The organism is Nocardia caishijiensis NBRC 108228 (assembly GCF_001612825.1).
In the GTDB taxonomy this organism is placed as follows: Bacteria; Actinomycetota; Actinomycetes; order Mycobacteriales; family Mycobacteriaceae; genus Nocardia; species Nocardia caishijiensis.
Genome location: NZ_BDBE01000042.1, coordinates 17,817 through 29,801, shown reverse-complemented (window position 1 = coordinate 29,801; position 11,985 = coordinate 17,817). Strand labels below are relative to the sequence as shown.

General features: G+C 67.7%; 13 protein-coding genes. 2 read left to right on the top strand and 11 right to left on the bottom strand.

What is annotated here, in order from left to right; all coding sequences use genetic code 11:
- Positions 1-172: 172 nt before the first annotated feature.
- The 4 genes from NC7_RS24470 to NC7_RS29640 form a co-directional block, all read right to left on the bottom strand.
- A complete protein-coding gene (locus NC7_RS24470) occupies positions 173-640 on the bottom strand; it encodes an NUDIX hydrolase (protein ID WP_067987098.1) in 468 nt (155 codons plus the stop codon).
- 108 nt (positions 641-748) lie between these two features.
- Entirely contained in the window at positions 749-1,642 is an 894-nt protein-coding gene (locus NC7_RS24465) for an ADP-ribosylglycohydrolase family protein (protein ID WP_067987096.1), read from the bottom strand.
- Positions 1,643-1,692: 50 nt separating this feature from the next.
- Positions 1,693-2,556 (bottom strand): class I SAM-dependent methyltransferase, encoded by an 864-nt coding sequence (locus NC7_RS24460; RefSeq protein WP_236573683.1) that lies wholly within the window; start codon positions 2,554-2,556, stop codon positions 1,693-1,695.
- Positions 2,480-2,968: a hypothetical protein gene (locus NC7_RS29640; RefSeq protein ID WP_159372899.1), complete on the bottom strand. Its 489-nt coding sequence runs from the start codon at positions 2,966-2,968 to the stop codon at positions 2,480-2,482. Before NC7_RS29640 ends, NC7_RS24460 begins: the two co-directional genes overlap by 77 nt.
- A 218-nt stretch (positions 2,969-3,186) precedes the next feature.
- Between NC7_RS29640 and NC7_RS24450 the strand changes: the two genes are divergently transcribed.
- Complete coding sequence (locus NC7_RS24450) at positions 3,187-3,984, top strand: mycofactocin-coupled SDR family oxidoreductase (protein ID WP_067987091.1); 798 nt, start codon at positions 3,187-3,189, stop codon at positions 3,982-3,984.
- Between the two features lies 1 nt (position 3,985).
- A complete protein-coding gene (locus NC7_RS24445; protein ID WP_067987089.1) occupies positions 3,986-4,813 on the top strand; it encodes a mycofactocin-coupled SDR family oxidoreductase in 828 nt (275 codons plus the stop codon).
- 162 nt (positions 4,814-4,975) lie between these two features.
- Here the strand turns inward: NC7_RS24445 and helR are convergent, their stop codons facing one another.
- The 7 genes from helR to NC7_RS24410 form a co-directional block, all read right to left on the bottom strand.
- A complete protein-coding gene (gene helR, locus NC7_RS24440; RefSeq protein ID WP_174550265.1) occupies positions 4,976-7,165 on the bottom strand; it encodes an RNA polymerase recycling motor ATPase HelR in 2,190 nt (729 codons plus the stop codon).
- 120 nt (positions 7,166-7,285) lie between these two features.
- The gene (locus NC7_RS24435; RefSeq protein ID WP_067987087.1) at positions 7,286-8,137 is read right to left on the bottom strand and encodes an alpha/beta fold hydrolase; all 852 of its coding nucleotides are present in this window, start codon (positions 8,135-8,137) and stop codon (positions 7,286-7,288) included.
- The gene (locus NC7_RS24430; RefSeq protein WP_067987085.1) at positions 8,137-8,928 is read right to left on the bottom strand and encodes an SDR family NAD(P)-dependent oxidoreductase; all 792 of its coding nucleotides are present in this window, start codon (positions 8,926-8,928) and stop codon (positions 8,137-8,139) included. The genes NC7_RS24435 and NC7_RS24430 overlap by 1 nt, the downstream gene beginning before the upstream one ends.
- Before the next feature lie 22 nt (positions 8,929-8,950).
- On the bottom strand, positions 8,951-9,208 hold the full coding sequence (locus NC7_RS24425; protein WP_067987083.1) for a hypothetical protein: 258 nt from the start codon (positions 9,206-9,208) through the stop codon (positions 8,951-8,953).
- Positions 9,209-9,222: 14 nt separating this feature from the next.
- The gene (locus NC7_RS24420; RefSeq protein WP_067987082.1) at positions 9,223-10,884 is read right to left on the bottom strand and encodes an FAD-binding protein; all 1,662 of its coding nucleotides are present in this window, start codon (positions 10,882-10,884) and stop codon (positions 9,223-9,225) included.
- A gap of 10 nt (positions 10,885-10,894) precedes the next feature.
- Positions 10,895-11,266 carry a nuclear transport factor 2 family protein gene (locus NC7_RS24415; protein WP_067987080.1) on the bottom strand — a complete coding sequence of 124 codons (372 nt, stop codon included), beginning with the start codon at positions 11,264-11,266 and terminating at the stop codon, positions 10,895-10,897.
- Positions 11,267-11,359: 93 nt separating this feature from the next.
- Positions 11,360-11,950, bottom strand: coding sequence for a TetR/AcrR family transcriptional regulator (locus NC7_RS24410; RefSeq protein WP_067987078.1), 591 nt, complete (start codon positions 11,948-11,950; stop codon positions 11,360-11,362).
- Positions 11,951-11,985 lie beyond the last annotated feature (35 nt).

Sequence of the window (11,985 nt, the reverse complement as noted above, 5' to 3'; positions counted from 1 at the left end):
GCTGACTGTCGCGAACATGTGGCATCAACCGGCCGAAGACATCGTGCGCCTGGTGCCACGAACCGAACGCCGTCGTCTCGTGCTGGATGCGGTCGCAACCCTGATCTCACCCGCCTGATGTGTCCGCGGCCGCCGCTCGCCCGGTATCGAACTCTGAGGGGCGGAGCCCGGGTCAATGCTGGATCAGGCCACCGACCGGAGTAGACGTGACGTGGCCGGTCGGCGGAACGGTCTGTGCCAGAGCCAGACCCGAATCCACGAGCGATGATCGTCGCAGGTGCGTCACTTCGGAAATCGGAGTCCAGGTCGGCTCGACGGTCGCCCCGTTCGGTTCGGCCCTGAGACCGCCACCGATGACGCGGAGGAGATAGTAGATCCCGATGTTCTGGTGCACTACGCCCGAGTATGCGACATGTGCCGGAATGAGCCTCGAATCCACCCCGAGCAGGCGTTCGACGACGCCTTCGAGTCCGGTCTCCTCCGCGAGTTCGCGGGTCACCGTATCGAAGGGATCCTCGCCGTGCTCGACCCCGCCGCCCGGCAGTGTCCAGTTGGTTTCGCCGCTGGGCGCTACATGTCGAACAAGCAGTACCCGATCCTGTTCGAGGCAGACCCCGTATGCCGCGATTCTCGAAGTCACCGCTGAACTCTATTCCCGGCGCCGACGTTCGGAAAGTGTTCGATGAGTAGTCGATTCGATCCGGCCGATGCGGACGCCAGCGTTCATGCGGCGCCCTCCCGCGCGCTTTCAGAGAAGCGGAATGGTGGCGGTGGCCCATTCGGGCAGCGGTTCGCAGCGTGTGAGCCAGTCGGGCGGTACGACGTCGATGCCGGGGCCTGCACCGACGATCCCGCCGATGATCGCGCAGGTGGTGTCACTGTCACCTCCTGCCGAGGCGGCTGTCCAGCACGAGTCTGCGAAATCGTGCCCGTGGTTGGCCACGACCCAGAGGCAGAACGGGACGGTGTCGAGGGCGGAGGTTTCGTGTCCGACGCCCAATTCCGCAGCGGCCGTGCTGGAATCGCTGACGAAACGGGCCTCCCTGATCTTGCTTCGGACCGAACCTCGGGGCGTCCGGGCCGCGACCGCGTCGAGAAGCTCGACTCCGCGTACGTGTGGTTGCGCCGAGGACAAAGCGGCAGCGACAGCCACCGCGACCGCACCGGCTACGGCGTCGGGGTGGGTGTGAGTGACGACCGCCGATGCTGTCGCCTCTTCGACGACTCGGTCCAGATCGTCAGCGAACCACGCACCCAGGGGTGCCACGCGCATAGCGGCGCCGTTGCCCCAGGATCCCCGCCCACCACGTGCCTGTCTAGCGAGTTCGCCCCAGTGATAACCCTTCTGGCGCATGAGCCGCAGTATCCGGCTCGTCCCGGGCCCGTATCGGCGATAGATGTCGTAGTGCTCGGCGAAGGAACGCGCCAGCACCTCCTGATCAATTCGGCCGTGGGCGTTGAGCACAGCGAAAATCGAGCACGCCATCTGTGTGTCGTCGGTCCATAACCACGGTCCCGGTAACAGGGTTCGCGACCGCAACGCGCCGTGATTGATCACGTCGTCGAAACATGCCCCGAACGCGTCTCCGACCGCCGATCCACGCAACGACGACAGTGCCCGCGCCCGTCTGTCAGGGTTCATTCAGCCAGTTTGACAGTCGCCGCGACCACCGACTCGCGTCGGAGGTTGCCTCACCGGTCGGGCATCTCGCCTCGGCGAGCCCATGCGCGGACCGTGGGCGGGGCGAAGTGCCATCGTCGGTTGTCTTCCAACTCGGCCTGGGCAGTGGCGATCACTTCGGGTCGGACGCCGCTTCCGACCAGGGCGTCGTGGGCCTGAGTCCAGGTCAGGTTCCACATGCGCGCCGTCGGTGAGCCTCCGCGAAACATCGGGATGTCCGCTTCGGCATGAACATCGACGAGTCCGAGCGCGTCCAACTGCGTCGGCAGGTTCCGGGCCCAGGATTGACTCGCGCCTGCGGTTTCGGTCGAGCGCGCGAAGGCGCGCCAGACCTCGCCGAAGGCAGACGGCATGGCGTCGAGTACGCCGAGCCCGTCGCCTTCTTCGAGCATGAGCACGCCGCCGGGTGCCAATGCTCGCACCAATCGCTGGACGACGACGTCTCGATCGGCGATGTGCAGTAGGACGAATCTGGTGTGGACGAAATCGAATGCGCCCGAGGGGATGTCGTCGGCGACAAGGTCGAGCTGGGCGACTTCACCACCGAGGCCGGGCAGGTCGGTGAGGTGGCGTGGGTCGGCATCGACCGCGAGTACTCGACCGCCGGGCAGCACAGCGCTACACAGCCATCGCGCGAATGATCCACCCCCGGCCCCGGCTTCCAAGCACCGCCATCCCGCCCGTACCCCCAGCCGCTGCGCGAGCGCGATACTCGCTGGGTCGTAAGCCGCGCCGAGCAGGGCGAGACGCTCGTCGGCGAAATCCCATCCGTTCGGGAGCGTGTAGTAGGACAGTTCGTCAACGTTCGTACCGACGAATGGAGGTCCAGTTTCCGAATTCGGGGACAGGCTCGAAGTGCGCGCTCGAGTCGACATCGAAGTATTCGGTAACTTTGTCGTAGGCCCCATCCCTGGGAGAAACTATCTCCGTCATGGATCCGTCCCTCGTGTAGAGATAACTGGTCATCATGTCAGCCCTTGCGGAATCGACGTAGCCAGGGGAGGAATACTCATACATCACAATGTCGCCGAGAAATAGAACGCTTTCTGTGACGCGATAGAACGTGTATCTCAGAGACACTCTACTGAACTCATCCAAGAAGTAGGTGCTCAGATTGTCCTGGTTCCAGTAGGCGTGCAAGACTCGCGCGAGGCCGGGGATGTCGTCGAAACCGACACTGTACGGACGGCCGCTACCGTTTCGGGAACGGGCTGCTTTTCTGGACATCTCATCGATCGGAGCCCCCGACGCGAAGTTCCATGATTTTCCGAAGACTTCTCCGGGCACATCGACCACCTTTCGTCCCGTACTCACAGCCACTTTCTACACTCGTCGCCAGAAATTGGTAACCGGCGGGTCGGCGGTGGGATCGGGTTCGACCGGCGACGCTCCCGGTGGGTGGGAAGTCTCGTCGTGTCGTCCGCTCACCGGGAGGGTCGGGGGATGTGGGGGAGTGGCGACTTTAGCGTCGGGCGGGTGGACACTCGATCTGGTAGGGGCGACCGATGAATCGCATGCAGGGCAGGGTGGCGCTGGTCACCGGGGCGGCCAGAGGGATGGGGCGCGCGCACTGTGTGCGGCTCGCCGAGGAGGGTGCGGACCTGATAGCCCTCGACATCGACGGCGCCGCAGCGGAATTGGCGACGACGAAACAGGCGGTCGAGGCGCTGGGGCGTCGGTGCGTCACCGCGACCGCCGATGTGCGGGAGGCGGACGCGCTGGAGGCGGCGGTGACCGGCGGGGTGGGTGAGCTCGGCAGGCTCGACGTGATCGTCGCCAACGCGGGCATCTACACCGACCTCGCGCCGTCGTGGGAGCTGACCGACCAGGCCTGGCAGCGCACCATCGACATCAACTTGACCGGCGCGTGGCACACGGTGCGTGCCGGTGCACAGGCCCTGGCCGACGGTGGATCGATCGTGCTCGTCAGCTCCGTCAACGGCATCGTCGGCGGCGCCATGGCGGCGCATTATTCGGCGAGCAAGCATGCCGTGGTCGGGTTGGCGCGCACGCTCGCCAACGAGCTCGGCCCGCGTGGCGTCCGGGTGAACACCGTGCATCCGGGGTCGGTGGCGACGCCGATGATTCTCAACGACGAGGTCTACGCGAAACTGCGCCCGGACCTGCCGAATCCGACGCGGCAGGACGCGGCCGAGGCGCTGGCCCGGCGCACCCTGCTGCCGGTTCCGTGGGTGGAACCGGTCGACGTCAGCAATGCCGTGCTCTTCCTCGCATCCGACGAGTCCCGTTACGTGACGGGAACCCAACTCGTGGTGGATGCCGGACTGACTCAGAAGGTGTGACATGGGACGGGTTTCGGGCAAAGTAGCGGTCGTCACCGGCGCCGCGCGCGGTATCGGCCGCGCGCAGGCGATCCGGCTGGCCGAGGAGGGTGCCGACATCATCGCGGTCGACCTCTGCGGACCGGTCGACACCGTGGTGACACCACCGGCGAGCCGTGACGATCTCGACGAGACCGTCCGTGCCGTCGAGGCGACGGGTGCGCGGATCGTCGCCACGGTCGTGGACGTGCGCGACGGGTCGGCCTTGCGGGCCGCCGTCGACGCCGGGGTCGGCGAACTGGGCGGACTCGACATCGTCTGTGCCACAGCCGGTATCAGTTCGAGTGCGTTCGCCCTCGAGCTGACCGAGCAGCAGTGGCAGACCATGATCGACGTCAACCTCACCGGTGTGTGGCAGACCTGCAAGGCGGCCACACCCCACCTCATCGCCGGTGACGGGGGAGCGATGATCCTGACCAGTTCCATCGCGGGCTTGCGTGGGTTGGTCGGCGTCGCCCACTACGTCGCGGCCAAACACGGTGTCGTCGGTTTGATGCGCTCGCTGGCGAAGGAACTCGCGCCGCACCATGTCCGGGTGAACACCGTGCACCCGACCAACGTGGACACGCCGATGATCCAGAACGACATGGTGCGCAAGGTCTTTCGGCCGGACCGGGAGAATCCGACCCGCGAGGAGTTCGCCGAGGCCGCCACGTCGATGAACATACTGCCCATCCCGTGGGTCGACCCCGTCGACATCGCGAACGCCACCCTGTTCCTGGCCTCCGACGAAGCCCGCTACATCACCGCGGTCACTCTGCCGGTGGACGCGGGCAGCACCCAGCGTTAGGTCGATCGCCGTGCGGGCGGCGGTACTGCCACCCCCACGCGGCGGGGGTCGAACCGGCCCCCGGCCCATGACCGGGGGCCCAGTGCCTGCCGCAAGCCGATCAGCCCGCCCTACACGCCTGACCCGATCCGCCCATAAGTGCCGCATGGTTCGGCGTAACGATCACCGGGTCGAGAAGGGGGCTGGTGCCTCGGCGAGGCCCCTGAGTGCGTCCGGGAGGGGCTCGTGGTGGACGACGCCAAGGCGCTGAGTGGCGCGGGTGAGGGCCACATACAGCTCCGCCGCGCCGCGCGGCCCTTCCGCGAGAATCCGGCCCGGCTCGACCACGAGCACGGAATCGAACTCCAGACCCTTGGTCTCCGACGCGGGCACCGTGCCCGCCATTCCAGCAGGCCCGATCACCACACTCGTTCCCTCTCGGTCGGACTCGCCACGCACGAATTCCTCGATACATGAATCGATGTCGTCCGCGCAGACCTGCTGCGACCACGGCCGCACCCCACAGGCGCGCACCGAATCCGGCGGCCGGACATCGGGTGCGAACTCCGCGAGCACGGAGGCGGCGACCGCCATGATCTCGGCGGGGGTCCGGTAGTTCACCGTGAGCGAGCGGTACACCCAGCGACTGGAAACATACGGTTCCAGCACCGTTGCCCACGAGATCGCCCCGGCCGGTGACCGGCGCTGGGCCAGGTCGCCGACGATGGTGAACGACCGGCTCGGGCAGCGGCGCATCAGCACCCGCCAGTCCATCTCCGAGAGCTCCTGGGCCTCGTCGACCACCACGTGCCCGTAGGTCCAATCACGGTCGGCGGCAGCGCGTTCGGCGAGTTCACGGGTGTCGCGTTCGAGGAAGCGCTCGGCCAGGTCCTCGCCGTAGAGCAGGTCCGTGGCGAAGAGGTGGTCCTCGTCGTCCATATGGTCCTCGCGGGCGACCAAGGTGTCTTCCAATACGCGTGCGGCATAGGCTGTTTCGGCGCGGCGCTCGCGTTCGGCGGTGTCGTCGGCGGGCTTGTCGCGACCGAGCAGGTCGACCAGTTCGTCGAGCAGCGGCACATCCGAGACCGTCCACGCGGTACCGTCGGCCCGCCACAGCGACTCGTCCGCGTTCGCGGCCCGAAGGCGCTCCGAGGACGAATACAGTTCGCCGAGAAGACCTTCCGGAGTCAGTACAGGCCAGCATTCGTCGAGCACAGCGACGAAATCGTCGTTCTCGGCAAGTTCGGCGGTCAGGTCGGCGCGCAGTTGCTCCCACGCCTCGCTGTCCTCGCGCGTCAACCAGCCCTTTCCGATGCGGGCGATCGCGCGTTCGCTGAGAACATAGGTGACGATTTCGGCGAACACCGCCCGTGCCTCGTTGTGCGGTCGTCCGCTTGCCCGCGCCTCCTCGCGCGCCCATTCCGCGACGGCCGCGTCGACGCGCACCGTCGCATCGGCCAGTTCGATGTCCCGCGGCGCCGCGGGGAGGCGTTGCCGGTCCGCGATCGCTGCACCGAGCACATCGAGAACGCGCAGCGAGCCTTTGACGCGCGCCGCTTCCGGTGTGTCCTCGGCGGTGGCGTGCAGCCCGGGCATCAGATCGGCGGTGGTGACGAAGACGACATTCGTCTCACCGAGCGCGGGCAGCACGTGCGCGATGTGGTTCAGGAACGCCGGATTCGGGCCGACAACCAGCACGCCTTGCCGTTCCATCCGCTTGCGTTGGGTGTAGAGCAGATAGGCCACCCGATGCAGCGCCACGACGGTCTTGCCGGTACCGGGGCCGCCCTCGATCACGGTGACGCCCGGGTGTTCGAGGCGGATGATCTCGTCCTGTTCGGCCTGGATGGTCGCCACGATGTCGCGCATTCCGTCCCCGCGCGGTGCGTTCACCGCCGCCAGCAGCGCCGCGTCGCCGCCCTCGCCCGCGTCGGGCCTGCCGAGGACCTCGTCGGTGAAATCGAGCACCCGGCGATCACGGGTGTGGAACTGCCGTCGCCTGCGCATGCCCTCCGGGTTGGCGGCCGTGGCCACATAGAACGCGCGCGCGGCGGGCGCCCGCCAGTCGAGCAGCAGTGGCTCGAAGTCGTCACCGGCATCGAACAGGCCGATGCGGCCGATGTAGGACCGTTCGCCCGACACCGCGTCCAGCCTGCCGAAACACAGACCGTTGTCGGCGACGTTCAGACGCTGGATCTCCTTCCCGAGCGCGCGCACCTCGTTGTCGCGTTCCATCGGGGAGTTACCGGTGCCGCGCAGTGCGGCGTTGTAGCGGCCCTTCACCTGTGCGCGCTCGGCGTCGAGCCGCGCGTACAGGCGCGCCACGTACTCGCGCTCCGACCGCAATTCCTCGTCGTGACCGTGTTCCGGCACAAGCCCTCACTTTCGGTGTTTCCGCAGGTGAAATGCTGCGGCCGACGATTATGCGCCACAAAGGGGGCCTTGTGGCAAGGCCCCCTTTACGGTATACAGTGAAGGTGGAAAGAGGCGCTGTCAGCGCGTGAGGAACGCCAGCACCGTCGATTCGAATTCTTCCTTCCGCTCGATCATCGCCCAGTGCCCGCAGTTCGGGAACACGTGCAATTCGGCGCGCGGAATCGTGCGCATCGGGATCAGTGCCATGTCGAGCGGGCTCACCCGGTCGTCGCGGCCCCAGGTGACCAGCGTCGGCGCCTGCACCTTGTGCAGCATGGCCCAGGGCGGGGGCGCGTCGGCGGCTTCCATCGCCCGCACCATCGCCGTGAACGCCGCCTTGCTGTACATGCGCCGGGCACTGTCCAACGTCGGGGGATCGGTGGCCTGGGTCCAGCGCTCCTCCACGAGTTCCTCGGTCACCATCGCCGGATCGAACACCATCGAATGCAACCACTGCACGAGACGTTCCCGCGTGGGTTCCTCGGTGAACTCCTGCAGCAGTTTGATCCCCTCGCCGGGGCCGGGGCTGAACAGGTTGCGCCCGATCCCGCCGATGGTCACCAGCTTGCCCACCCGATCCGGTTGCGCGATGGCGTAATTCAGCGCCACGCCACCGCCCATCGAGTTGCCGATGATATCGACCCGGTCCAGGTCGAGTCCGTCGACGAAGCGCGCCACCGCGTCCAGGGCGGTCACCATCGGGTGCCCGCCGAAGTCGTCGCTCACGCCGAAACCGGGGAACTCGAGAACCAGGCAGCGGAACCGCTCGGCGAAGGTGGCCAGATTGCCACGGAAGTTGCGCCACCCGGTCACCCCGGGACCGGAGCCGTGCAGCAACAGCAGGGGCGGGCCGGCACCGGCCTCGTGGTAACGCAGAACCCCTGCGTCGGTGGGCAATTCGCGCAACGTGCCGTCATAGGTGATGCTCATCAGGCGTGGGTACCCCCGTCGATGCGGATCTCGGTGCCGGTGATGAACGCGCCGTCCTCGGACACCAGCATGGCGATCACGCCCGCCACCGCGTCCGGGTCGCCCATGCCCGCGCCACCGGACTCCAGCGAGGTCGGCAACACGGGGGAGAGCTTGGCGAATAGCGACCAGTCGGCATCGGCTGGCACGTAACCACCGGTGGCATCGGTTATCCCGGATTTGATGCTGCCCGGCGCCACCGACACCGCACGCACACCCTTGCCGCCGTACTCGAGGGCGATGGCATGGGTGAACGACTGGATACCGCCCTTGCTCGCCGCGTACGCCGCCATGTACGGGTGCGCGAAGGCCGCCGAGGTGGAGCTGAAGTTCACGATGGTCGAGCGCGGATTGGTCAGCAGCGCGGGCAGTGCCTCACGGACCACCAGGAACGTGCCGGTGAGATTCACCCCGATGATCTGGTTCCACAACTCGAGGGAGGTCTGCTCGGTGTGCGAAGCGCGCAGGATGCCCGCCGCGTTCACCACCGAATCCAGGCCGCCCAGGGTGGCGGTGGCCGATCGGACACCCTCGACCACCGATTCCTCGCTGCCGATGTCGAGGGTGAGGACGCTGAAACGATCGGCCGTGCGGCGGTCCTTCGCCTGCGTGGCGGTGGTCGCGAGGCCGTCGGCCGACACGTCGGCGCCGATGACCGTGGCGCCCTCATCGAGCAGGCGCAGCGCCGTCGCGCGGCCGATACCGGATCCGGCGCCGGTGACCAACGTCCGGTGACCGTCGAGTCTGTGCATGATGTTCTCCTGGTTCTGGGGGTCAGCCGAGGCGGCCGGGGACCGGTTCGTTGCGGAGCTGATCGGTCGCCAATTCGCCTGCGGCGACGGCTCGTTCGATGGAATCGCGCAGGGCAGAGCAGGTGGGGATCCAGCTGCTCGGCTCGCCGAGGGCCGCCCGGCGGGCGAACTCCGGGCAGGCGGTCTCGGCGTCGTCGAGCCACTGCACGCTGGTGTGACTCGGGCTGAACTTCTCGGCGAGCACCCGGTTTCCGCAGGTGGCGCACTGGATGGGTTGCATGATCTTTCCCCGGGTCAGCGCGCGGCCGCGGCGTGGTCGGCGGCGACGTACCCGAACACCATGGCCGGACCGATGGTCGCGCCCGCGCCCGCGTAGTCGTTGCCCATCACCGCGGCCGAGGTGTTGCCCGCCGCGTAGAGCCCGTCGATGACGGAACCGTCGGCGCGCAGCACCTGGGCGTTCTCGTTGTAGACCAGCCCGCCTTTGGTGCCGAGATCACCGATGCGAATCCGCAGCGCGTAGTACGGCCCACGGTCGAGCGGGTCGAGGGTCGGCTGGGGCAGGGTCGGGTCGCCGTAGTAGTTGTCGTACGCGCTGTCGCCGCGCCCGAAGTCGTCGTCGTGGCCGTTGCGGGCGAACCCGTTGAACCGCTCGACGGTCGCGCGCAAGCCGAGTGCGGGCACCCCGATGGCCGTGGCCAGCTCGTCGACCGTCGCGCCGGTGCGCACAAGACCGCTCTCGAGCCAGGACGCCGGGAACTTCTGGCCCGGCACGATGCCGCCGATCGGATACCGGCTCTTGGCTTTCGCGTCGAAGATCAGCCAGGCCGGGTCGTGCGATCCGGCCAGCTGGGCATGCACGAAGGTGACATAGGGCGCGGCCTCGTTGGTGAAGCGGGCGCCCGAGCTGTCGACGATGATCGAGCACGGGATCGACCGCTCCGACACCAGCACCTGGTTGACGCCCTCCGGGCGCTGGAATGACGGCATCCACCAGGCGTCGTCCATCAGATCCACTGCGGCGCCGACCTTTTCACCGGCCAGGATGCCGTCGCCGGTGTTGTCTGCCGAGGCCGCGCTGAAGTTGTCGCGGCCCCCGTCGGGCAGGTGCTGCTTGCGCATGGCCTGGTTGTACTCGAACCCGCCGGTGGCCAGCAGGACGCCGTCGCGGGCGCGGATGCGGATTTCGCGGCCGTCGCGCTCGGCGACCACACCGATCACCGCGCCGGTGTCGTCGGTGATCAGCGACCGCAGCGGGGTGTTCAGCCACAGCGGTACCCCCGCGTCCCGCAGGGCGAGGCGCAGCCGGGCGATCAGTGCGCGGCCGAGGGTGTCCATGTGCCTGCGCAGCACGATGGCCTTGATCGCGCGCAACCCGGTGAGCAGCGCGGTCCAGCGCGCCCTCCAGGTGCGGGTGACCATATTGAGCTGGACGAAGTCTTTGGAGGTGATGAACAGACCCGGCGGGGTGGCGAGGGCGGCCGGGCGGAGCAGGTTCTCGTCGGGGCCGAGCTGCTTGAGATCGACGGGCAGCGGTTCGATCGACCGGCCCGCCGGGCGGCCACCCGGTGCCTCGGGGTGGTAGTCGGAATAGCCTGTGCACCATTGGAATCGCAGGTGCGGGCTGGTCTCGAGGAACTCCAGCATGCGCGGGCCCTCGTCGATGAAACGGTCGAGATTGGCGGTCGGCACGCGGTCGCCGACCACCGCATCGAGGTAGGCGCGTACGTCGGCGCGATCGTCACGCAGACCCTCCCGCAGCAGGGTCGGATTGTTCGGTACCCAGATACCGCCACCCGAGAGCGCGGTGCTGCCGCCGTAGTAGGCGGCCTTCTCGATGACGAGCGTGTCGAGGCCGCGGTCGGCCGCGGCGAGCGCGCCCGTGAGCCCACCCGCACCGCTGCCGACGACGAGGAACCCGACCTCGTGATCCCAGTGTTGCTGATTCGCAGTCATTCCCGGTTCCTCAGCTCACGACCATGTCGTCCTGCGACCAGAACGCGCGCATGCTGGTGATGCGCCCGTCCTCGTCGAAGGTCATCACATCGATCGGTTCGAGCGTGAAAGTCTGCTCGCCGAAGCGGGTGATCACCCGGAAGTTGAACGCGGCGCTGTTGCCCGCGACCCGGATGCTCAGCAGTTCCGTCGACGTGTCGAGGGACTCGATGGCGGCGTAGAACTCGGTGATCGCGGCGTGACCGACTCGCACCTCGCTGCCGACCGGGTCCTCCACGGTGGCGTCCTCGCGGTAGAGCGCGACGACGTCGGCGGCCGTCCCGGTGCCGACGGTCTCCACATACCGCCGCACCGTGTCTCGAATGTGGTCCGCTGATGTCATCGTGTCGCTCCTGGAGATGGGTGATGGAGTGGTCGATGAACGCAATCACGGCAGGTGGGCGGGTGGGCGGCGGATTCCCAGCCAGCGGGAGATCTAGGTCGCGACGCCCGTCGCGATGCTGCCGACCATCAGACCGGTGAGGGCTCCGATCGCGGCATCGAGGGAGCAGCGCCGCGCGTTCAGCTCCTCGGCGATCGTTTCGGCCGCACCGAGAATGCCGACGCACCGCAGTCGAAGAGCGCCGGCCGCGAGGTCGCTGTGCGGGATCAGCGCGTCCGTCATCAAGGTGAGATAGGCATCGAGCAGGTCCCGCTGGATCGTCTCCATGTCCCGATTCCCCTTGAGCGCGGCGGAGACCGCGCTGAATTCGGGCATGTCGGTGGCGCACGCGAAGTACGCGCCGCTCAGTACGCGCGCGATCCCGGCCGGGGTGGGGGCGGCGCTCGCCAGCGCGGTGGCGGTGGCGGTCCGATGGCGTTCGTCGAGCCGTCGATACAGCTCGAGCAGCAGCCCGGGACGGGTGCCGAAGTGGTCGTACACGATCGGCCTGCTCACCCCCGCGGCCTCGGCGAGGCTGAGCAGGGTCAGTGCGTCGGCACCCTCGGCGCGCACGATCGCCAGCGCGGTCTCGATCAATTGTTCGTGCCTGGCGGGTCTGGACAGGCGCGTCGACGTGGTCGGCAAATCTTCCTCCCTTGCGTTGTCGCCCCAGTTTAGCT